The 19,861-nt window shown below is 61.0% G+C and carries 33 protein-coding genes; 32 read left to right on the forward strand and 1 reads right to left on the reverse strand.

Annotated elements, in window-relative coordinates; genetic code table 11:
* From tuf to dsbD, 32 genes are all read left to right on the forward strand, one after another.
* Nucleotides 1–1,170: elongation factor Tu (gene tuf / locus A3CW_RS0127990; RefSeq protein ID WP_028206510.1), on the forward strand; the 1,170-nt coding region annotated here is incomplete at its 5' end.
* Between the two features lie 138 nt (nucleotides 1,171–1,308).
* Entirely contained in the window at nucleotides 1,309–1,620 is a 312-nt protein-coding gene (gene rpsJ / locus A3CW_RS0127995) for a 30S ribosomal protein S10 (RefSeq protein WP_017777154.1), read from the forward strand.
* A 200-nt stretch (nucleotides 1,621–1,820) separates the two neighbouring features.
* Nucleotides 1,821–2,480, forward strand: coding sequence for a 50S ribosomal protein L3 (rplC, locus tag A3CW_RS0128000; RefSeq protein ID WP_028206511.1), 660 nt, complete (start codon nucleotides 1,821–1,823; stop codon nucleotides 2,478–2,480).
* On the forward strand, nucleotides 2,480–3,100 hold the full coding sequence (rplD, locus tag A3CW_RS0128005; RefSeq protein WP_028206512.1) for a 50S ribosomal protein L4: 621 nt from the start codon (nucleotides 2,480–2,482) through the stop codon (nucleotides 3,098–3,100). Before rplC ends, rplD begins: the two co-directional genes overlap by 1 nt.
* Nucleotides 3,097–3,411 (forward strand): 50S ribosomal protein L23, encoded by a 315-nt coding sequence (rplW, locus tag A3CW_RS0128010; RefSeq protein ID WP_028206513.1) that lies wholly within the window; start codon nucleotides 3,097–3,099, stop codon nucleotides 3,409–3,411. Before rplD ends, rplW begins: the two co-directional genes overlap by 4 nt.
* Nucleotides 3,412–3,413: 2 nt before the next feature.
* Nucleotides 3,414–4,241, forward strand: a complete 828-nt coding sequence (gene rplB / locus A3CW_RS0128015; protein ID WP_028206514.1) for a 50S ribosomal protein L2 — start codon at nucleotides 3,414–3,416, stop codon at nucleotides 4,239–4,241.
* A 10-nt stretch (nucleotides 4,242–4,251) separates the two neighbouring features.
* The gene (rpsS, locus tag A3CW_RS0128020; RefSeq protein WP_027797286.1) at nucleotides 4,252–4,527 is read left to right on the forward strand and encodes a 30S ribosomal protein S19; all 276 of its coding nucleotides are present in this window, start codon (nucleotides 4,252–4,254) and stop codon (nucleotides 4,525–4,527) included.
* Between the two features lie 12 nt (nucleotides 4,528–4,539).
* Nucleotides 4,540–4,869 carry a 50S ribosomal protein L22 gene (rplV, locus tag A3CW_RS0128025; RefSeq protein ID WP_004199272.1) on the forward strand — a complete coding sequence of 110 codons (330 nt, stop codon included), beginning with the start codon at nucleotides 4,540–4,542 and terminating at the stop codon, nucleotides 4,867–4,869.
* Nucleotides 4,870–4,880: 11 nt separating this feature from the next.
* Nucleotides 4,881–5,672 (forward strand): 30S ribosomal protein S3, encoded by a 792-nt coding sequence (gene rpsC, locus A3CW_RS0128030; protein ID WP_027797287.1) that lies wholly within the window; start codon nucleotides 4,881–4,883, stop codon nucleotides 5,670–5,672.
* A gap of 2 nt (nucleotides 5,673–5,674) precedes the next feature.
* Nucleotides 5,675–6,091, forward strand: a complete 417-nt coding sequence (rplP, locus tag A3CW_RS0128035; RefSeq protein ID WP_027797288.1) for a 50S ribosomal protein L16 — start codon at nucleotides 5,675–5,677, stop codon at nucleotides 6,089–6,091.
* Between the two features lie 10 nt (nucleotides 6,092–6,101).
* On the forward strand, nucleotides 6,102–6,296 hold the full coding sequence (gene rpmC, locus A3CW_RS0128040) for a 50S ribosomal protein L29 (RefSeq protein ID WP_028206515.1): 195 nt from the start codon (nucleotides 6,102–6,104) through the stop codon (nucleotides 6,294–6,296).
* Nucleotides 6,293–6,565 (forward strand): 30S ribosomal protein S17, encoded by a 273-nt coding sequence (rpsQ, locus tag A3CW_RS0128045; protein ID WP_028206516.1) that lies wholly within the window; start codon nucleotides 6,293–6,295, stop codon nucleotides 6,563–6,565. Before rpmC ends, rpsQ begins: the two co-directional genes overlap by 4 nt.
* A 347-nt stretch (nucleotides 6,566–6,912) precedes the next feature.
* Nucleotides 6,913–7,281, forward strand: a complete 369-nt coding sequence (rplN, locus tag A3CW_RS0128050) for a 50S ribosomal protein L14 (protein ID WP_028206517.1) — start codon at nucleotides 6,913–6,915, stop codon at nucleotides 7,279–7,281.
* A gap of 9 nt (nucleotides 7,282–7,290) precedes the next feature.
* Nucleotides 7,291–7,599 carry a 50S ribosomal protein L24 gene (gene rplX / locus A3CW_RS0128055; protein ID WP_028206518.1) on the forward strand — a complete coding sequence of 103 codons (309 nt, stop codon included), beginning with the start codon at nucleotides 7,291–7,293 and terminating at the stop codon, nucleotides 7,597–7,599.
* 16 nt (nucleotides 7,600–7,615) lie between these two features.
* The gene (gene rplE, locus A3CW_RS0128060) at nucleotides 7,616–8,155 is read left to right on the forward strand and encodes a 50S ribosomal protein L5 (protein ID WP_028206519.1); all 540 of its coding nucleotides are present in this window, start codon (nucleotides 7,616–7,618) and stop codon (nucleotides 8,153–8,155) included.
* A gap of 7 nt (nucleotides 8,156–8,162) precedes the next feature.
* Nucleotides 8,163–8,468 (forward strand): 30S ribosomal protein S14, encoded by a 306-nt coding sequence (rpsN, locus tag A3CW_RS0128065; RefSeq protein ID WP_028206520.1) that lies wholly within the window; start codon nucleotides 8,163–8,165, stop codon nucleotides 8,466–8,468.
* A gap of 14 nt (nucleotides 8,469–8,482) precedes the next feature.
* Entirely contained in the window at nucleotides 8,483–8,878 is a 396-nt protein-coding gene (rpsH, locus tag A3CW_RS0128070) for a 30S ribosomal protein S8 (protein WP_027819345.1), read from the forward strand.
* An 18-nt stretch (nucleotides 8,879–8,896) separates the two neighbouring features.
* Entirely contained in the window at nucleotides 8,897–9,427 is a 531-nt protein-coding gene (gene rplF, locus A3CW_RS0128075; RefSeq protein WP_028206521.1) for a 50S ribosomal protein L6, read from the forward strand.
* Between the two features lie 12 nt (nucleotides 9,428–9,439).
* Nucleotides 9,440–9,805: a 50S ribosomal protein L18 gene (rplR, locus tag A3CW_RS0128080; RefSeq protein ID WP_027819343.1), complete on the forward strand. Its 366-nt coding sequence runs from the start codon at nucleotides 9,440–9,442 to the stop codon at nucleotides 9,803–9,805.
* 14 nt (nucleotides 9,806–9,819) lie between these two features.
* A complete protein-coding gene (gene rpsE / locus A3CW_RS0128085) occupies nucleotides 9,820–10,338 on the forward strand; it encodes a 30S ribosomal protein S5 (protein ID WP_028206522.1) in 519 nt (172 codons plus the stop codon).
* An 11-nt stretch (nucleotides 10,339–10,349) separates the two neighbouring features.
* Entirely contained in the window at nucleotides 10,350–10,532 is a 183-nt protein-coding gene (rpmD, locus tag A3CW_RS0128090) for a 50S ribosomal protein L30 (RefSeq protein WP_010106952.1), read from the forward strand.
* Between the two features lie 29 nt (nucleotides 10,533–10,561).
* Entirely contained in the window at nucleotides 10,562–10,996 is a 435-nt protein-coding gene (gene rplO, locus A3CW_RS0128095; RefSeq protein ID WP_028206523.1) for a 50S ribosomal protein L15, read from the forward strand.
* Between the two features lie 59 nt (nucleotides 10,997–11,055).
* Nucleotides 11,056–12,402, forward strand: a complete 1,347-nt coding sequence (secY, locus tag A3CW_RS0128100) for a preprotein translocase subunit SecY (RefSeq protein WP_028206524.1) — start codon at nucleotides 11,056–11,058, stop codon at nucleotides 12,400–12,402.
* An 8-nt stretch (nucleotides 12,403–12,410) separates the two neighbouring features.
* Complete coding sequence (infA, locus tag A3CW_RS0128105; RefSeq protein WP_004521905.1) at nucleotides 12,411–12,629, forward strand: translation initiation factor IF-1; 219 nt, start codon at nucleotides 12,411–12,413, stop codon at nucleotides 12,627–12,629.
* A gap of 21 nt (nucleotides 12,630–12,650) precedes the next feature.
* Nucleotides 12,651–12,767 carry a 50S ribosomal protein L36 gene (gene rpmJ, locus A3CW_RS0128110; protein WP_027819338.1) on the forward strand — a complete coding sequence of 39 codons (117 nt, stop codon included), beginning with the start codon at nucleotides 12,651–12,653 and terminating at the stop codon, nucleotides 12,765–12,767.
* 35 nt (nucleotides 12,768–12,802) lie between these two features.
* Nucleotides 12,803–13,168 (forward strand): 30S ribosomal protein S13, encoded by a 366-nt coding sequence (gene rpsM, locus A3CW_RS0128115; protein WP_028206525.1) that lies wholly within the window; start codon nucleotides 12,803–12,805, stop codon nucleotides 13,166–13,168.
* A gap of 28 nt (nucleotides 13,169–13,196) precedes the next feature.
* Entirely contained in the window at nucleotides 13,197–13,601 is a 405-nt protein-coding gene (gene rpsK, locus A3CW_RS0128120; RefSeq protein ID WP_006052224.1) for a 30S ribosomal protein S11, read from the forward strand.
* A 164-nt stretch (nucleotides 13,602–13,765) separates the two neighbouring features.
* Entirely contained in the window at nucleotides 13,766–14,389 is a 624-nt protein-coding gene (rpsD, locus tag A3CW_RS0128125; protein WP_028206526.1) for a 30S ribosomal protein S4, read from the forward strand.
* A gap of 124 nt (nucleotides 14,390–14,513) precedes the next feature.
* Nucleotides 14,514–15,491 carry a DNA-directed RNA polymerase subunit alpha gene (locus A3CW_RS0128130; RefSeq protein WP_028206527.1) on the forward strand — a complete coding sequence of 326 codons (978 nt, stop codon included), beginning with the start codon at nucleotides 14,514–14,516 and terminating at the stop codon, nucleotides 15,489–15,491.
* 140 nt (nucleotides 15,492–15,631) lie between these two features.
* Nucleotides 15,632–16,024 carry a 50S ribosomal protein L17 gene (gene rplQ / locus A3CW_RS0128135; protein WP_028206528.1) on the forward strand — a complete coding sequence of 131 codons (393 nt, stop codon included), beginning with the start codon at nucleotides 15,632–15,634 and terminating at the stop codon, nucleotides 16,022–16,024.
* A gap of 249 nt (nucleotides 16,025–16,273) precedes the next feature.
* On the forward strand, nucleotides 16,274–16,585 hold the full coding sequence (gene cutA, locus A3CW_RS0128140; protein WP_211254093.1) for a divalent-cation tolerance protein CutA: 312 nt from the start codon (nucleotides 16,274–16,276) through the stop codon (nucleotides 16,583–16,585).
* Nucleotides 16,578–18,545, forward strand: coding sequence for a protein-disulfide reductase DsbD (gene dsbD / locus A3CW_RS0128145; protein WP_028206530.1), 1,968 nt, complete (start codon nucleotides 16,578–16,580; stop codon nucleotides 18,543–18,545). Before cutA ends, dsbD begins: the two co-directional genes overlap by 8 nt.
* Before the next feature lie 95 nt (nucleotides 18,546–18,640).
* Here the strand turns inward: dsbD and hemB are convergent, their stop codons facing one another.
* Nucleotides 18,641–19,639 (reverse strand): porphobilinogen synthase, encoded by a 999-nt coding sequence (gene hemB / locus A3CW_RS0128150; protein ID WP_028206531.1) that lies wholly within the window; start codon nucleotides 19,637–19,639, stop codon nucleotides 18,641–18,643.
* Nucleotides 19,640–19,861 lie beyond the last annotated feature (222 nt).

A 19,861-nucleotide genomic window follows, 5' to 3' on the forward strand; every position in this document is an offset into this window, starting at 1 on the left:
CGGACCAAGCCGCACGTGAACGTGGGCACGATCGGTCACGTTGACCACGGCAAGACCACGCTGACGGCAGCGATCACGACGGTTCTGACCGCGAAGTTCGGCGGCGAGGCGAAGGCGTACGACCAGATCGACGCAGCGCCGGAAGAAAAGGCACGTGGTATTACCATCAACACCGCGCACGTCGAGTACGAAACGGCTAACCGCCACTACGCACACGTCGACTGCCCGGGCCACGCTGACTACGTGAAGAACATGATCACGGGCGCGGCACAGATGGACGGCGCCATCCTGGTGTGCTCGGCCGCTGACGGCCCGATGCCGCAAACGCGTGAGCACATCCTGCTCGCCCGTCAGGTTGGCGTGCCTTACATCATCGTGTTCCTGAACAAGTGCGACATGGTCGACGACGCCGAGCTGCTCGAGCTGGTCGAAATGGAAGTGCGCGAGCTCCTGTCGAAGTACGACTTCCCGGGCGACGACACGCCGATCATCAAGGGTTCGGCCAAGCTGGCGCTGGAAGGCGACAAGGGCGAACTGGGTGAAGTGGCGATCATGAACCTGGCCGACGCACTGGACACGTACATCCCGACGCCGGAGCGTGCGGTTGACGGCGCGTTCCTGATGCCGGTGGAAGACGTGTTCTCGATCTCGGGTCGCGGCACGGTGGTGACGGGTCGCGTCGAGCGCGGCATCGTCAAGGTCGGCGAGGAAATCGAAATCGTCGGTATCAAGCCGACGGTGAAGACGACCTGCACGGGCGTGGAAATGTTCCGCAAGCTGCTCGACCAGGGTCAGGCGGGCGACAACGTGGGTATCCTGCTGCGCGGCACGAAGCGTGAAGACGTGGAGCGTGGCCAGGTGCTGGCCAAGCCGGGTTCGATCACGCCGCACACGCACTTCACGGCTGAAGTGTACGTGCTGAGCAAGGACGAAGGCGGCCGTCACACGCCGTTCTTCAACAACTACCGTCCGCAGTTCTACTTCCGTACGACGGACGTGACGGGCTCGATCGAGCTGCCGAAGGACAAGGAAATGGTCATGCCGGGCGACAACGTGTCGATCACGGTGAAGCTGATCGCTCCGATCGCGATGGAAGAAGGTCTGCGCTTCGCAATCCGCGAAGGTGGCCGTACCGTCGGCGCCGGCGTGGTTGCGAAGATCATCGAGTAATTCGAGTAGAATACTCGGCTTGCTGTAGAAGTTGATGTACCCAGGGACCGTTCTCGCGACACCTTGTCGCGGGTCGGTCCCGCGCTCTTTATATCGTTTGGCGGCGCAAGTCCGCCTCGCTCTTTTCAAGGAATTGTCATGCAGAACCAAAAGATCCGTATTCGCCTGAAGGCTTTCGACTATCGCCTGATCGACCAGTCGGCTGCTGAAATCGTCGACACGGCGAAGCGGACGGGTGCAATCGTTCGTGGCCCGGTGCCGCTGCCCACGCGCATCCAGCGTTTCGACATCCTGCGTTCGCCGCACGTCAACAAGACGTCGCGCGATCAGCTCGAAATCCGCACGCACCTGCGCCTGATGGACATCGTCGACCCGACGGACAAGACCGTTGACGCGCTGATGAAGCTGGACCTCCCGGCTGGCGTGGACGTCGAAATCAAGCTGCAGTAAGAGCCTCGAGCGCTGCCAGAATCTTCTGGTGGCGCTAAGTCTTTGATTGCTTGCGGAAAACGAAGAAGGACGTTATACTTGACGTCTTTTCGCGCGTTTGCGCAAAAAATCGGTGTGTCCCTTTCGGGCCTTTACCTCGAAAACATGCCGGTACTTTGTAAATTAGCCCCGACCAATCGCAGTCGGGAATGGAGAAAACGATGAGCCTTGGACTCGTAGGTCGCAAGGTTGGCATGACCCGTATCTTCACGGCCGAAGGGGATTCGATTCCCGTGACCGTGCTGGACGTGTCCGACAACCGCGTGACGCAGATCAAGACTGTAGAAACCGACGGCTACACGGCCGTGCAGGTTACTTTCGGTACGCGCCGTGCATCGCGCGTGACGAAGCCGCTCGCAGGTCATCTCGCCAAAGCTGGCGTTCAAGCCGGTGAAATCCTCAAGGAATTCCAGATCGACGCCGCTAAGGCCGCCGAACTGTCCGCTGGCGCTGTGATCGGTGTGGAACTCTTCGAAGAAGGCCAGAAGATCGACGTGCAAGGCACCTCGATCGGTAAGGGCTACGCCGGTACCATCAAGCGTTACAACTTCGCTTCGGGTCGTGCTTCGCACGGTAACTCGCGCTCGCACAATGTGCCGGGCTCGATCGGTATGGCGCAGGATCCGGGTCGCGTGTTCCCGGGTAAGCGCATGACCGGTCACATGGGTGACGAAACCGTGACGGTGCAAAACCTCGAAATCGCCCGTATCGACGCAGAGCGCAAGCTGCTGCTGGTCAAGGGTGCTGTCCCGGGTGCAAAGGGCGGCAAGGTTTTCGTGACGCCCGCCGTCAAGGCGCGCGCCAAGAAAGGAGCGCAATAATGGAACTGAAGCTCCTGAACGCTAATGGTCAGGAAGGCGCAGCTGTCAACGCGTCGGACGTCGTGTTCGGCCGTGACTACAACGAAGCGCTGATCCACCAGATCGTTATCGCCTACCAGGCGAACGCGCGCAGCGGTAACCGCGCGCAGAAGGACCGCGAACAGGTCAAGCACACCACCAAGAAGCCGTGGCGTCAGAAGGGTACGGGCCGCGCTCGTGCCGGTATGTCGTCGAGCCCGCTGTGGCGTGGCGGTGGTCGCATCTTCCCGAATTCGCCGGAAGAAAACTTCTCGCACAAGGTCAACAAGAAGATGCATCGCGCAGGTCTCTGCTCGATCTTCTCGCAGCTGGCCCGCGAAGGCCGTATCTCGGTTGTCGAAGAGCTTTCGCTCGAAGCGCCGAAGACGAAGCTGCTGGCCGAAAAGTTCAAGGCCATGGGTCTCGAATCCGTGCTGGTCATCACCGACACGGTCGACGAGAACCTGTATCTCGCGTCGCGCAACCTGCCCCACGTGGCAGTCGTTGAGCCGCGTTTTGCCGACCCGCTCTCGCTGATCTACTTCAAGAAGATCCTGATCACGAAGGCAGCGGTCGCCCAGATCGAGGAGTTGCTGTCATGAGCGAGATTCGCAAGAACGATCATCGTTTGATGCAGGTCCTGCTCGCACCGGTGATCTCCGAAAAGGCGACGCTGGTTGCGGAGAAGAACGAACAAGTCGTCTTCGAAGTCGCGCCGGACGCGAACAAGCAGGAAGTCAAGGCTGCTGTCGAGCTGCTGTTCAAGGTGGAAGTCGAGTCCGTCAACGTGCTGGTCCAGAAGGGCAAAGCCAAGCGCTTTGGCCGCTTCAACGGCAAGCGCAAGGACGTGAAGAAGGCGTATGTCTGCCTGAAGCCCGGCCAGGAAATCAACTTTGAAGCGGAGGCCAAGTAATCATGGCAATCGTGAAAGTTAAGCCGACCTCGCCGGGTCGCCGCGCGATGGTCAAGATCGTCAACAAGGACCTCCATAAGGGCGCGCCGTTCGCGGCACTGCTCGAAAAGAAGTCCTCGACGGCTGGCCGTAACAACAACGGTCGCATCACGACGCGTCACCAGGGTGGTGGTCACAAGCAGCACTACCGTGTGATCGATTTCCGTCGTACGAAGGATGGCATCGCCGCGAAGGTGGAGCGTCTCGAGTATGACCCGAACCGTAGCGCGAACATTGCGCTGGTTCTTTACGCAGACGGCGAGCGCCGCTACATCATCGCGCCGAAGGGCGTGACGGTTGGCACGCAGCTGATGTCGGGTTCGGAAGCGCCGATCCGTGCAGGCAACACGCTGCCGATCCGCAACATTCCGGTCGGTACGACGATCCACTGCATCGAAATGCTGCCGGGCAAGGGCGCGCAAATGGCGCGTTCGGCTGGCACGTCGGCAATGCTGCTGGCACGTGAAGGCGTCTACGCGCAGGTTCGTCTGCGTTCGGGCGAAATCCGCCGCGTGCACGTCGAATGCCGGGCAACGATCGGTGAAGTCGGCAACGAAGAGCACAGCCTCCGTCAAATCGGTAAGGCTGGCGCGAACCGCTGGCGCGGTATCCGCCCGACGGTCCGTGGCGTTGCAATGAACCCGGTCGACCACCCGCACGGTGGTGGCGAAGGCAAGACTGCGGCTGGTCGCGACCCGGTGAGCCCGTGGGGCACGCCGACGAAGGGCTATCGCACCCGCAGCAACAAGCGCACGACGAGCATGATCGTCCAGCGCCGTCACAAGCGTTAAGGAGTAGGCAATGGCACGTTCTATTAAGAAAGGTCCGTTCTGCGACGCCCATTTGCTGAAGAAGGTTGAGGCGGCTGCAGCTACGCGCGACAAGAAACCGATCAAGACCTGGTCGCGTCGTTCGACGATTCTGCCGGACTTCATCGGCCTGACGATTGCCGTGCACAACGGCCGTCAACACGTTCCGGTGTATGTCACGGAAAACATGGTCGGCCACAAGCTTGGCGAGTTCGCATTGACCCGTACGTTCAAGGGTCACGCGGCCGACAAGAAGGCCAAGAAATAAGGGGCAATCAAGATGGAAGTGAAGGCAATTCATCGCGGTGCCCGCATCTCGGCGCAGAAGACGCGCCTTGTGGCTGACCAGATCCGCGGTCTGCCGGTCGACAAGGCACTGAACGTTCTGACGTTCTCGCCGAAGAAAGCGGCTGGCATCGTGAAAAAGGTTGTGCTCTCGGCGATCGCAAACGCGGAACACAACGAAGGTGCTGACATCGACGAGCTCAAGATCAAGAGCATCTACGTCGACAAGGCAGCTTCGCTGAAGCGTTTCACCGCGCGCGCCAAGGGCCGCGGCAACCGCATCGAGAAGCAATCCTGTCACATCACTGTGACGGTCGGGAATTAAGGAGCCATACGATGGGACAGAAAATTCATCCGACTGGCTTCCGTTTGGCCGTCAGCCGCAATTGGGCTTCGCGTTGGTACGCGAACAACAACAATTTCGCGGCGATGTTGAAGGAAGACATCGGTGTTCGTGAATACCTGAAGAAGAAGCTGAAGAACGCTTCGGTGGGCCGTGTTGTGATCGAGCGTCCGGCAAAGAACGCTCGCATCACGATTTACAGCTCGCGCCCGGGTGTGGTGATCGGCAAGAAGGGCGAGGACATCGAACTCCTCAAGGCCGAACTCCAGAAGCGCATGGGCGTTCCGGTTCACGTGAACATCGAAGAAATCCGCAAGCCGGAAACCGATGCTCAACTGATCGCCGATTCGATCACGCAGCAGCTCGAGCGCCGCATCATGTTCCGTCGCGCAATGAAGCGCGCGATGCAGAACGCGATGCGTCTGGGTGCCCAGGGCATCAAGATCATGAGCGCCGGCCGTCTGAACGGTATCGAAATCGCACGTACCGAGTGGTACCGCGAAGGTCGAGTGCCGCTTCACACGCTGCGTGCTGACATCGACTACGCAACCTCGGAAGCGAAGACGACGTACGGCATCATCGGCGTGAAGGTTTGGGTCTACAAGGGCGACACGCTCGGCCGCAACGACGCACCGGTGGTGGAAGAAGTCGCCGAAGAAAAGCGTCCGCGCCGCAACGCGCGTCCGGGCGATCGTCGTCCGCGCCGTGATGGTGAAGGCGCACCGGGTGCCCGTCGTGGCGCACCGCGCCGTGGCGCCGGCGGTGACGGCAAGAGTGGAGAATAACGATGCTGCAACCGAAACGCAGGAAGTATCGCAAAGAGCAGAAGGGTCGTAACACCGGCGTCGCAACGCGCGGCAACGCAGTTTCGTTCGGTGAATACGGTCTGAAGGCTATCGGTCGTGGTCGCCTGACCGCGCGTCAGATTGAAGCAGCGCGTCGTGCAATGACGCGTCACATCAAGCGTGGCGGCCGCATCTGGATCCGTATCTTCCCGGACAAGCCGATCTCGCAGAAGCCGGCGGAAGTGCGTATGGGTAACGGTAAGGGTAACCCTGAGTACTACGTCGCCGAGATTCAGCCGGGCAAGATGCTGTATGAAATGGATGGTGTGTCCGAAGAACTGGCCCGTGAAGCCTTCCGTCTGGCTGCAGCCAAGCTGCCGCTGAAGACGGTCTTCATGGTTCGCCAGCTCGGCGCCTAAGGAGTGATTGATGAAGGCATCTGAACTTCTTCAGAAAGACAAGGCCGCGCTCGACAAAGAGCTGTCGGACCTCTTGAAGGCGCAATTCGGCCTGCGCATGCAACTCGCGACCCAGCAGCTCACGAACACGAGCCAGCTGAAGAAGGTCCGTCGCGACATCGCGCGTGTGCGGACCGTCCTGACTCAGAAGGCGAACCAGAAATGAACGAAAGCGTGAAAACCTCGCTTAAGCGGACGCTGGTCGGCAAGGTCGTCAGCAACAAGATGGACAAGACGGTCACCGTCCTGGTCGAGCGCCGCGTCAAGCACCCGATCTACGGCAAGTACGTCGTGCAGTCGAAGAAGTACCACGCTCACGACGAAGCGAACACGTACAACGAGGGTGACCTCGTTGAAATCCAGGAAACCCGTCCTCTCTCGAAGACGAAGGCCTGGACCGTGTCGAAGCTGATCGAAGCAGCACGCGTCATCTAAAACGTGACGCTACACCCCGGGGAGCCATTTCCCGGGGTGTAGAAGTAGTTGAAATCGCTAAAGATTTCGCTTGCGAGGCCAAGATTGTCTGGTTATAATCTTGGTCTTCCCTCCTTTCAGGTTTGCTGTTGGCAAAGCAGCAGGCGGATGTAGGTGGGGAAGCAGATTCGGGCGCCAGTCCGGGTTAGCAAGATTCACCGGAATGCGATGGCCGGTTTCGTTTGCCGTCGCTGCTGTTCTTACCCAAGCAGCTGAGCGGTCGTTCTAGTGGCGGCGCGGCTGACGGGACCAAGACTGACCGGATGTGCCATGGTGGCGCGACCGGATTAAGTTGGGAAAGATAAACCATGATCCAGACCGAAACTCGGCTTGAAGTGGCCGACAACACGGGTGCACGTGAAGTCCTGTGCATCAAGGTGCTCGGCGGCTCGAAGCGTCGTTATGCCAGCATTGGCGACATCATCAAGGTGAGCGTCAAGGAAGCAACGCCGCGCGGGCGCGTTAAAAAGGGCGAAATCTACAACGCTGTTGTGGTTCGCACTGCGAAGGGCGTGCGCCGTCAAGACGGCTCGCTGATCAAGTTCGATGGCAACGCCGCCGTGCTTTTGAATACCAAGCTTGAGCCGATCGGCACCCGCATTTTCGGGCCGGTTACGCGTGAGCTGCGTAGCGAACGATTCATGAAGATCGTTTCGCTGGCGCCGGAAGTGCTGTAAGGAGTCGCGATGAACAAGATTCGCAAGGGTGACGAAGTTATCGTCATCACCGGTAAAGACAAAGGCAAGCGCGGCGTCGTGCTGGCTATGGGCGACGAGCGCGTCACTGTCGAAGGCGTCAATATCGTCAAGAAGCACGTGAAGCCGAACCCGATGAAGGGTACGACGGGCGGTGTGGAAGCCAAGACGATGCCGCTGCAGATTTCGAACGTCGCACTGGTCGACGCGAACGGTAAGCCGTCGCGCGTGGGCATCAAGGTCGAAGGGGACAAGAAAGTTCGTTTCCTGAAGACGACCGGTGCTGTTCTGAGCGCCTGACGCTGCGGAGTAAAAAATGGCACGTTTGCAAGAATTTTATAAAGAGAAGGTCGTTCCTGGCCTGATCGAGAAGTTCGGTTACAAGTCGGTCATGGAAGTGCCGCGCCTCACCAAGATCACCCTGAACATGGGTGTTGGTGAAGCCGTCGCTGACAAGAAGGTCCTCGAGCACGCCGTTGGCGACCTCACGAAGATCGCCGGCCAGAAGCCCGTCATCACGAAGTCGCGCAAGGCAATCGCCGGCTTCAAGATTCGCGAGAGCTACCCGATCGGCACGATGGTTACCCTGCGTGGCAATGCCATGTACGAATTCCTGGACCGTTTCGTGACGGTTGCGCTCCCCCGCGTGCGCGACTTCCGTGGCGTGTCGGGCAAGGCGTTCGACGGCCGTGGTAACTACAACATCGGTGTGAAAGAGCAGATCATTTTCCCCGAAATCGACTACGACAAGATCGACGCGCTGCGTGGGCTGAACATCAGCATCACGACGACCGCGAAGACCGACGAAGAAGCAAAGGCACTGCTCGCCGGCTTCAAGTTCCCGTTCAGAAACTGAGGTTACCGTGGCTAAACTGGCACTGATCGAACGTGAAAAGAAGCGCGCTCGTCTGGCAGCGAAATTTGCGCCGAAGCGCGCATCGCTGAAGGCGATCATCGACGACCAAAGCAAGTCGGAAGAAGAGCGTTACGCAGCTCGCCTCGAACTGCAACAACTGCCCCGCAACTCGAACCCGACCCGCAAGCGTAACCGCTGCGCGATCACGGGTCGTCCGCGTGGCACGTTCCGCAAATTCGGTCTCGCACGTAACAAGATTCGTGAAATCGCGTTCCGTGGTGAGATCCCTGGCATCACCAAGGCGAGCTGGTAATAGGAGAAACATAAATGAGCATGAGTGATCCTATCGCCGATATGCTGACTCGCATCCGCAATGCGCAGATGGTCGAGAAGGTTTCGGTTGCTATGCCCTCGTCGAAAGTGAAGATTGCGATTGCGCAGGTTCTGAAGGACGAAGGTTATATCGACGACTTCGCGGTGAAAACCGAAGGTGCGAAGTCGGAATTGAACATCGCGTTGAAGTACTACGCTGGCCGTCCCGTTATCGAGCGCATCGAACGCGTCTCGAAGCCGGGTCTGCGCGTGTACCGCGGCCGCAACGACATCCCGCAGGTCATGAATGGCCTGGGCGTTGCGATCGTGTCGACGCCCAAGGGTGTGATGACGGACCGCAAGGCGCGCGCTACTGGCGTCGGCGGCGAAGTTATCTGCTACGTCGCTTAAGGCCTAAGGAGAAGAAACATGTCTCGAGTAGGTAAGAGTCCGGTCGCGCTGCAAGGCGCAGAAGCGACGCTCAGCGACGAGAAGATTACCGTCAAGGGCGCGCTGGGTACGATTTCGCAAGCCGCGAACCGCCTCGTGAAGGTGGTGAACGACAACGGCGCGCTCAAGTTTGAGCCGACCGACGACAGCCGCGAAGCCAATGCGATGTCGGGCACGATGCGCGCGATCGTCGCGAACATGGTGCAAGGCGTGACGAAGGGTTTTGAGCGCAAGCTGACGCTGGTTGGCGTCGGCTACCGTGCTCAAGCGCAAGGCGACAAGCTGAACCTGTCGCTGGGTTTCTCGCACCCTGTGGTGCACCAGATGCCGGAAGGCATCAAGGCCGAAACCCCGTCGCAAACGGAAATCGTGATCAAGGGGATCGACAAGCAGAAAGTCGGCCAAACCGCTGCAGAAGTGCGCGGTTATCGCCCGCCTGAGCCCTACAAGGGCAAGGGTGTGCGTTACGCCGACGAGGTCGTGATCCTCAAAGAAACGAAGAAGAAGTAAGGGTGCGCAATCATGGATAAGACTCAATCTCGCCTGCGCCGCGCTCGTCAGACGCGTCTCAAGATCGCTGAGCTGCAGGTCGCGCGTCTGGCCGTGCATCGCACGAACACGCACATCTATGCGCAAGTGTTCTCGCCCTGCGGCACCAAGGTGCTGGCCAGCGCGTCGACGCTTGAAGCTGAAGTGCGTGCGCAACTGGCTGACCAGTCGGGCAAGGGCGGCAACGTCGCCGCAGCCTCGCTGATCGGCAAGCGTATTGCAGAAAAGGCTAAGGCCGCCGGCATCGAATCCGTCGCCTTTGACCGCTCGGGTTTCCGCTATCACGGCCGCGTCAAGGCGCTGGCTGATGCTGCGCGCGAAGCCGGGCTCAAGTTCTAAGGAAGGAATTCGTCATGGCAAAGATGCAAGCGAAAGTTCAGGCTGACGAACGCGACGACGGCCTTCGCGAAAAAATGATTTCGGTCAATCGCGTGACCAAGGTCGTGAAGGGTGGCCGTATTCTCGGCTTCGCCGCACTGACCGTGGTTGGTGACGGTGATGGCCGCGTCGGTATGGGCAAGGGCAAGTCGAAGGAAGTGCCCGTTGCTGTCCAGAAGGCGATGGAACAAGCTCGCCGCAACATGTTCAAGGTGCCCCTGAAGAACGGCACCCTGCAACACGAAGTGCACGGCAAGCACGGCGCATCGGTCGTCCTCCTCGCTCCGGCGAAGGCAGGTACGGGCGTGATCGCCGGCGGCCCGATGCGCGCCGTGTTCGACGTGATGGGCGTGCAGAACGTCGTGGCCAAGAGCCACGGTTCGACGAACCCGTACAACCTCGTTCGTGCCACGCTGGACGGTCTGCGCAAGCAGTCGACCCCGGCTGACATCGCGGCGAAGCGCGGCAAGTCCGTCGAAGACATTCTGGGCTAAGGGTGGGCACCATGTCTGAAAAAACTGTCAAGGTTCAGCTCGTCAAGAGCCTGATTGGGACCCGCGAAACGCACCGCGCCACCGTGCGCGGTCTCGGCCTGCGCCGCCTGAACTCGGTCTCCGAGCTGCAGGACACGCCGGCTGTGCGCGGCATGATCAACAAGGTCTCGTACCTCGTCAAGGTCATCGGCTAAGCGCTCGACCAGGACTCCAGGAGTTGAAAATGGAATTGAATAACCTGAAGCCGGCAGAAGGCGCGAAGCACGCTAAGCGTCGCGTCGGTCGCGGCATCGGCTCCGGCCTCGGCAAGACCGCTGGCCGTGGTCACAAGGGTCAGAAATCGCGTTCGGGCGGCTTCCACAAGGTTGGCTTCGAAGGCGGTCAAATGCCGCTGCAGCGTCGTCTGCCGAAGCGCGGCTTTACCTCGCTGACGAAGGAATTCGTCGGTGAAGTGCGCCTCGCCGACATCGAGAAGCTGCCGGTCGACGAAATCGATCTGCTGGCTCTCAAGCAGGCAGGCCTCGTGGGCGAACTGACCCGTAGCGCAAAGATCATCGCCACCGGCGAGATCAAGCGCAAGGTCGTCGTGAAGGGTCTGGGTGCGACGAAGAATGCGCGTGCTGCGATTGAAGCAGCAGGCGGTTCTTTTGCCGAGTGATTGTGAGTGGTGCGCGCGGGCTTGCCCGCCGTCACTAACATCTGCATCGGAGAAGGTACTTGGCTAACAGCCCGAGTCTCGCAAAAACCGGTCGCAGCGCACCGAAGTTCGGCGACCTGCGCCGGCGTGCAGTGTTCCTGCTGCTGGCGTTGGTCGTTTATCGTATCGGCGCGCATATTCCGGTTCCGGGTATCGATCCGGACCAACTGGCGAAGCTCTTCCAGAGCCAGTCGGGCGGCATCCTTGGCATGTTCAACATGTTCTCGGGTGGCGCACTGTCGCGGTTCACGATCTTCGCGCTGGGTGTGATGCCGTATATCTCGGCGTCGATCATCCTGCAGCTGATGGCAATTGTTTCGCCGCAGCTGGAAGCGCTGAAGAAAGAAGGGCAGGCTGGGCAACGCAAGATCACGCAGTACACGCGGATCTTCACGGTGGTGCTGGCGACGTTTCAGGCGTTCGGCATCGCGGTCGCGCTGGAAAACCAGCCCGGCCTCGTGATCGATCCGGGCATGGTGTTCCGCTTGACGACGGTCGTGACGCTCGTAACGGGCACGATGTTCCTGATGTGGCTTGGTGAGCAGATCACGGAACGCGGGCTTGGCAACGGTATCTCGATCATCATCTTTGGCGGGATCGCGGCAGGCTTCCCGAATGCGCTCGGTGGTCTTTTCGAACTGGTTCGCACCGGCTCGATGAGCATCATCTCGGCGATCATCGTGGTCGTTCTGATCGCAGCCGTGACGTACCTGGTGGTGTTCATCGAACGCGGCCAGCGCAAGATCCTCGTGAACTATGCGAAGCGTCAGGTCGGTAACAAGATTTACGGCGGGCAGTCGTCCCACCTGCCGCTCAAGCTGAACATGTCGGGTGTGATTCCGCCGATCTTCGCGTCGTCGATCATCCTGTTCCCGGCAACTATCCTGAACTGGTTCAGTTCGGGGTCGCGAACCGGCTGGTTTGCGGACACGCTGCACAATGTGGCCGAAGCCCTCAAGCCTGGCCAGCCCGTGTACGTGTTGCTGTACGCGTTGGCGATCGTGTTCTTCTGCTTCTTCTACACCGCACTGGTGTTCAACAGCAGGGAAACGGCCGACAACCTGAAGAAAAGTGGCGCGTTCGTACCTGGCATCCGCCCGGGCGATCAGACGGCACGCTATATCGACCGCATCCTCACGCGTCTGACGCTGGCCGGTGCGATCTATATCGTGTTCGTTTGCCTGCTGCCGGAGTTTCTGGTGCTGCGCTGGAACGTGCCGTTTTATTTTGGTGGAACGTCGCTGCTGATCATTGTCGTCGTCACAATGGACTTCATGGCGCAGGTGCAGTCGTACGTGATGTCGCAACAATATGAATCGCTGCTCAAGAAGGCCAACTTCAAGGGCGGCGGCGTCCCGATGCGTTGAAAGGACCTATGGCCAAAGACGATGTAATCCAGATGCAAGGCGAGGTGATCGAAAACCTCCCCAACGCTACCTTCCGGGTGAAGCTGGAAAACGGCCATGTCGTTCTGGGACATATTTCCGGAAAGATGCGGATGCACTACATCCGCATTCTCCCGGGCGACAAGGTGACGGTTGAGTTGACGCCTTACGATCTGTCGCGTGCGCGGATCGTGTTCCGGGCGAAGTGATTTAGGAAAAAGGGTAATATCATGAAAGTGATGGCATCGGTAAAGCGCATTTGCCGCAACTGCAAAATCATCAAGCGCAACGGCGTCGTTCGCGTGATCTGCAGCTCGGACCCGCGCCACAAGCAGCGCCAAGGCTGATTAGCGCGCTTGCGCTTTTTGTTTGAGGAAAAACAATGGCTCGTATTGCAGGGGTTAACATCCCGAACCACCAGCACACTGAAATCGGCCTGACGGCAATTTTCGGTGTTGGCCGCACGCGTTCGCGCAACATCTGCGTGTCCGCCGGTGTGCCGTTCAACAAGAAGGTCAAGGACCTGAACGACGCGGATCTGGAAAAGCTGCGTGAGGAAGTGGGCAAGTTTGTCGTCGAAGGCGATCTCCGCCGTGAAGTGACGATGAACATCAAGCGCCTGATGGACCTCGGCTGCTACCGCGGCGTGCGCCATCGCAAGGGCCTGCCCCTGCGTGGCCAGCGTACGCGTACCAACGCACGTACGCGTAAGGGTCCGCGCCGCGCAGCACAGTCGCTGAAGAAGTAAGCGGAACTGAAAGTTACAGGAAAACGTAATGGCTAAGGCTTCGAACAACTCCGCGGCGCAACGCGTTCGCAAGAAGGTTAAGAAGAACGTCGCCGAGGGCGTGGTTCACGTTCACGCGTCGTTCAACAACACCATCATCACGATTACCGACCGTCAAGGCAACGCGCTTGCCTGGGCAACGTCGGGCGGTCAGGGCTTCAAGGGCTCGCGTAAGTCGACGCCCTTCGCAGCTCAGGTCGCAGCTGAATCGGCTGGCCGTGTAGCGATGGAATACGGCGTCAAGAACCTCGAAGTGCGGATCAAGGGCCCCGGTCCTGGCCGCGAATCGGCGGTGCGCGCGCTGCATGGTCTTGGCATCAAGATCACCGCGATCTCCGACGTGACGCCGGTTCCGCACAACGGCTGCCGTCCGCCGAAGCGCCGCCGCATCTAAGGCGTCGTTTTAGCCGAATGCCTGAGCCGCCGGAAACGGCGACCCAGGCTCTCGGCGTTATTGAATTGACTAAGCCCACCGTTCGGCTCAAAGGGCCGGACTAGCGCGATACCGCGGGTTTTCCCACTAAGGTTTCGCGTGATCAATTATCGAAGGAAAGCAACGTGGCACGTTATATCGGCCCGAAGGCCAAGCTGTCCCGCCGTGAAGGCACCGACCTCTTCCTGAAGAGCGCGCGCCGCTCGCTCGCCGACAAGTGCAAGCTCGACAGCAAGCCGGGTCAGCACGGCCGCACCTCGGGCGCGCGCACGTCCGACTACGGCACGCAGCTTCGCGAAAAGCAAAAAGTGAAGCGCATCTACGGCGTGCTCGAGCGCCAGTTCCGCCGCTACTTCGCGGAAGCTGACCGCATCAAGGGCAACACCGGCGAAAACCTGCTGCAACTGCTCGAATCGCGTCTCGACAACGTCGTGTACCGCATGGGCTTCGCATCGACCCGCGCTGAAGCGCGCCAGCTCGTGGGCCACAAGGCTCTCACGCTGAACGGCGTCGTCGCGAACATCCCGTCGATGCAAGTGAAGGCTGGCGACGTCGTCGCGATTCGCGAAAAGGCGAAGAAGCAGGCGCGTATCGTCGAAGCCCTCTCGCTCGCAGAGCAAGGCGGCATGGCAGGTTGGGTGTCGGTCGACGCGAAGAAGTTCGAAGGCACGTTCAAGGGCATGCCTGAGCGCAGCGACATCGCTGGCGACATCAACGAAAGCCTGATCGTCGAATTGTATTCGCGGTAATCGGATTGACGGCCGGGGTAACCTCTGTGCTTCGCGCAGGAGGCGGCCTCGGCCGTTTTTTTCAGGTTGTTGCCATCTCAGCCTTATCGGTGTAACGAGCCGAGGGTATTGAAAAGGAAAACCTATGCAAACCAGTTTGTTGAAACCCAAGATCATCGCTGTGGAATCGCTCGGCGACAACCACGCGAAAGTGGTCATGGAGCCGTTCGAACGCGGTTATGGCCACACCTTGGGTAACGCGCTCCGGCGCGTGCTGCTGTCGTCGATGGTGGGCTACGCGCCGACCGAAGTGACGATCGCAGGCGTCGTGCACGAATACTCGACGCTCGATGGTGTGCAAGAGGATGTGGTCAACCTGCTGCTGAACCTCAAGGGTGTCGTTTTCAAGTTGCATAACCGTGACGAAGTGACGGTTACGCTGCGCAAGGAAGGCGAAGGCGTTGTCACCGCTGGCGACATCGAACTCTCGCACGACTGCGAAGTGATCAACCCGGATCACGTGGTTGCGCGTCTGACGAAGGGCGGCAAGCTCGACGTGCAGATCAAGATCGAAAAGGGCCGTGGCTACGTGCCGGGCAACGTGCGCCGTTACGGCGAAGAGTCGGCCAAGATCATCGGCCGCATCGTGCTGGACGCGTCGTTCTCGCCGGTTCGCCGCGTGAGCTACGCCGTGGAAAGCGCGCGTGTCGAACAGCGTACCGACCTCGACAAGCTCGTGATGAACATCGAAACCAACGGCGTGATCTCGCCTGAGGAAGCGATCCGCCAGTCGGCCCGCATCCTCGTGGATCAGCTGTCGGTGTTCGCGGCACTGGAAGGCACGGAAACGGCCGCGGAAGCGCCTTCGCGCGCACCGCAGATCGACCCGATCCTGCTGCGTCCGGTGGACGATCTCGAACTCACGGTTCGCTCGGCGAACTGCCTGAAGGCCGAGAACATCTACTACATCGGCGATCTGATCCAGCGCACCGAGAACGAGCTGCTCAAGACCCCGAACCTGGGTCGCAAGTCGCTCAACGAGATCAAGGAAGTGCTCGCTTCGCGCGGTCTCACGCTTGGCATGAAGCTCGAAAACTGGCCGCCGGCTGGTCTCGACAAGTAAGAAGTCTGGCACGGACGCGGATTTTCCTTTAAAATCCGCGTCTTGCCTTTTTCACGTACCGGCCCGTGCCTTAGTCGGGGTTGCCAAACCCGCGAGGCGATAGAAGAGCTGGACCAAAACTTTGTTTCAAGGAAATTGAAATGCGTCACCGTCATGGTCTGCGGAAACTGAACCGCACGAGCAGCCACCGTCTGGCAATGCTCCGTAACATGTCCAACTCGCTCATCGAGCACGAAGTCATCAAGACGACGCTGCCGAAGGCGAAGGAACTCCGTAAGGTTGTCGAGCCCCTCATCACGCTGGGCAAGAAGCCGTCGCTCGCAAACCGTCGTCTGGCGTTCAACCGCCTGCGCGATCGTGACTCGGTCACGAAGCTGTTCGACGTGCTCGGTCCGCGTTTCGCGAACCGTCCGGGCGGCTACCTGCGTATCCTGAAGTTCGGTTTCCGTGTTGGCGACAACGCACCGATGGCACTGGTCGAACTGCTCGACCGTCCGGAAGTCGCGGAAGAGAACATCCAGGAAGCGGAATAAGCTTTCCGTCGCTTGATCCCCGGATTGAGCGGCACGCAAAAAAAGCCAGGCCTAGCCTGGCTTTTTTGTTTTCGGGCGTGGAAGAAATCGCTCCGAACCGTGTTTGCCGGTTGCAGTCCCCTTTTGCCACACGGTGCACTAGAGAAGCCGATCGGCGCCGATGGTACGATTACGTTCTGCCCCGAAGCCCGTTTGCTCCCGCACGCGGGCGCCACGCCGGAGTTCGTCGTGACCCTCAATGTGACCCTGATGCTGACTACGGTGCCCGACGAGGGCACCGCCGAAACGCTCGCCGCCGGGGCGCTCGCGCAGCGCCTCGCTGCGTGCGTGACGCGCCTGGGCGCCGTGCACTCGCAGTATCACTGGCAGGGCAACATCGAGTCGGGCAACGAGATCCAGCTGCTCTTCAAGACGAGCCTCGCCCGCGCGGCCGAGCTCGAACAGTTCATCCAGACCCAGCATCCCTACGAGACGCCCGAGATTCTTTCGTGGCAAGCCACGGCGTCGAACGCCTACGGGCAATGGGTCAATGCCGAGACTCAGCGCACTCTTCATGTCTAACCGCTTCGATCGGCGCTCGCGCGCCGCGCCGTACGCTTCGCTGTCCGGCTTTCTCCTGCTCGTCTGCTGTCTGCTGCCGATGCTGTTTGGCACTTCGCTCGCGCGTGCGGCCGACGACGACTTCCTGCCGCCCGACCAGGCCTTCACGTTCAGCGCGAGCGAAGTGCCGGGCATGGTCGACGTGCACTTCAAGATCGCCGACGGCTACTACATGTACCGCGAGCGCTTCGCCTTCGCCGCGCGCAACGGGACGGCGCAGCTCGGCGAGGCGCAGATCCCGCCCGGCCACGTCAAGTTCGATCCGACCTTCCAGAAGAATGTCGAAACCTATCGAGGCGAGCTGACGATCCGCGTGCCGGTGCAAAAGGCGAGCGGTCCGTTCGATCTTGCGGTGACATCGCAGGGCTGCGCCGATGCGGGCATCTGTTATCCGCCCGCGGAACACGTGTTTCACGTAAGCGGCGCGGCGTTGCAGGCCGCTACGGCTGGCCAGAGCCCCGTGCCGGGCGCAGCGAACCCGACGCCCGCGCCCCAGCCGCAAACCAGCGCAGCACCCGCAGCAGGCGGTACCGACGAGCCCTGGTACGAGCGCGCCACGAGCGCCGACTACGCGCAATCGCTGTTGCAGGGCGGCGGCTTTTTCGCCGTGGTGGGCCTGTACTTCGTGGCCGGCATGGTGCTGAGCCTCTTGCCCTGCTCGTACCCGATGATCCCGATCCTCTCGGCGATCATCGTTGGTGAGGGTGCCCGCGTCACGCGCTCGCGCGGCTTCGCGCTCTCGTTCGTCTACGTGCTCGGCATGGCGCTCGTCTACACGGCGCTGGGTATTGCCGCTGCCCTGGTCGGCCAGAGCCTTGGCGCATGGCTGCAGAACCCGTGGGTGCTGGGCGTGTTCGCGGTGCTCCTCGCCGCGTTCGCCGTCATGCTGATTGCCGGCTACGACATCGCGCTGCCGCAGCGCTGGCAGGACGGCGCCTCGCGCGCCACCCAGGGCCGTTCCGGCGGCAAATTCGCCGCTGTCGCCGTGATGGGTGCGCTTTCCGCGCTCGTGGTGGGCGCCTGCATGACCGCGCCGCTCTTCGCGGTGCTGGCGTTCATCGCGCACACGGGCAACGCCGTGCTCGGCGGCGCGGCGCTCTTTGCGATGGGGCTGGGTCTTGGCGTCCCGCTGATGATCCTCGGCATCGGCGCGGGCTCGCTGCTGCCTCGCGCGGGCACGTGGATGGATGGCGTGAAGGTGTTCTTCGGCGTCGTGCTGCTGGCGGCCGCGCTGTGGATCGTCTGGCCGGTGCTCGGCGCCACCGCGCAGATGCTGCTCGCCGCCCTCTGGCTGCTGCTCGCGGCCGCCGCGCTTGGCCTCTTCACGCCGAACGCGGGTGCGGCCAACGTCTGGCGGCGCCTCGGGCGTGGTCTCGGCGCGGCGTTCGCGATCTGGGCCGCGACGCTGATCGTCGGTCTTGCGGCGGGTTCGACCGATCCGCTGCGTCCGCTCGCCGTGCTGGCCGCGCGCGTGGGCGGCGCGAGCGATATTGCCGCCGCCGGCGCGGCACAGTCCGCGGGCGCCAGCGAAGCGAACGCATTGGTCTTCGCGCCCGTGCGCTCGCCCGCGCAACTCGACGCGGCGCTGAAGACCGCGGGCAAGCCCTCGATGCTCGACTTCTACGCCGACTGGTGCGTGAGCTGCAAGGAAATGGAGAAGCTCACGTTCAGCGACCCGCGCGTGCAGGCGCGCCTCGCGGAGCTGGGGCTGCTGCGCGCCGATGTGACCGCCAACAATTCGGACGACCAGGCACTGCTCAAGCGCTTCGGCCTCTTCGGACCGCCGGGCATCATCTTCTTCGATACGCAAGGGCGTGAAGTGTTGCGCGTGGTCGGCTACGAGAACGCCGACCGGTTCCTCGCGCGCCTCGATCGCCTGACTGCGCCGGCGCCGCAAGCGCCGGCAGCGCCATCGGCCTGATCGGCGGCATGGCGCGCGCGTGAGAGCGCGCATCGGCCCAAAAGCAAAAAGGCACGTCCTCGGACGTGCCTTTTTTCATGCGATGCGTGCAGCGCTTACTTCTGTGCGCGCAGCAAACGCGCGGCGTCGAGCGCGAAATACGTGAGAATGCCGTCGGCGCCCGCGCGCTTGAACGCGAGCAGCGATTCCATCATCACCTTGTCGTGATCGAGCCAGCCGTTCTGCGCAGCGGCCTTGAGCATGGCGTACTCGCCGCTCACCTGGTACACGTAGGTCGGAAAGCGGAATTCGTCCTTCACACGGCGCACGATGTCGAGGTACGGCATGCCGGGCTTCACCATCACCATGTCGGCGCCTTCCTCGATGTCGAGGCGCACTTCGCGCAGCGCCTCGTCGGAGTTCGACGGGTCCATCTGGTAGGTCATCTTGTTGCCCTTGCCCAGATTCGACGCCGAGCCCACGGCATCGCGGAACGGACCATAGAACGCCGAAGCGTATTTGGCCGAGTACGCCATGATGCGCGTGTGGATGTGGTTCTCGCTTTCGAGCATCTCGCGAATCGCACCGATGCGCCCGTCCATCATGTCCGACGGCGCGACGATATCGACGCCGGCTTCCGCCTGCGCGCGCGCCTGCGCGACGAGGATCTCGATGGTCTCGTCGTTGATGACGTAACCGTTCTCGTCGAGCACGCCGTCCTGGCCGTGGCTCGTGTACGGGTCGAGCGCGACGTCGCAAAGCACGCCGAGGTCGGGGAAACGCTTCTTCAGTTCGCGCACGGCGCGCGGAATCACGCCGTCGGGGTTCGTCGCCTCGATGCCATCGGGCGTCTTGAGCGCCGGATCGACGACGGGGAAGAGCGAAAGCACCGGAATGCCGAGTTCGACGCACTGCTCGGCGACGCCCATCAGCAGATCGATCGACACGCGTTCGACGCCGGGCATCGACGGCACGGCTTCGCGCACGTTGTTGCCCGCAATGACGAATACGGGGTAGATCAGGTCGTTCGTGGTGAGGAGGTTTTCGCGCATCAGACGGCGCGAGAAATCGTCACGTCGCATGCGGCGCGGACGATGATGCGGATAGAAGCTCATGTCGGCGGATATCTTGAAACGGGATGGGTCCCGGAGCACAGGAAACTTTTCGGGACAATGGTATATCATACCGATCGAGCGAGGCGCCTGGCGCCGAGCTCCCCGCTTCTCCTCCCTGAGCGGGTGCCTGTCGTTTTTCGATAAGGCTGTTTAACCCGCCGGAAATCACGGCGGGTTTTTTTATGTGCGCCGAAAGCGCCGTAGCAAGGCCCCACGGCGCAA

Source organism: Paraburkholderia nodosa DSM 21604, assembly GCF_000519185.1.
GTDB lineage: Bacteria > Pseudomonadota > Gammaproteobacteria > Burkholderiales > Burkholderiaceae > Paraburkholderia > Paraburkholderia nodosa.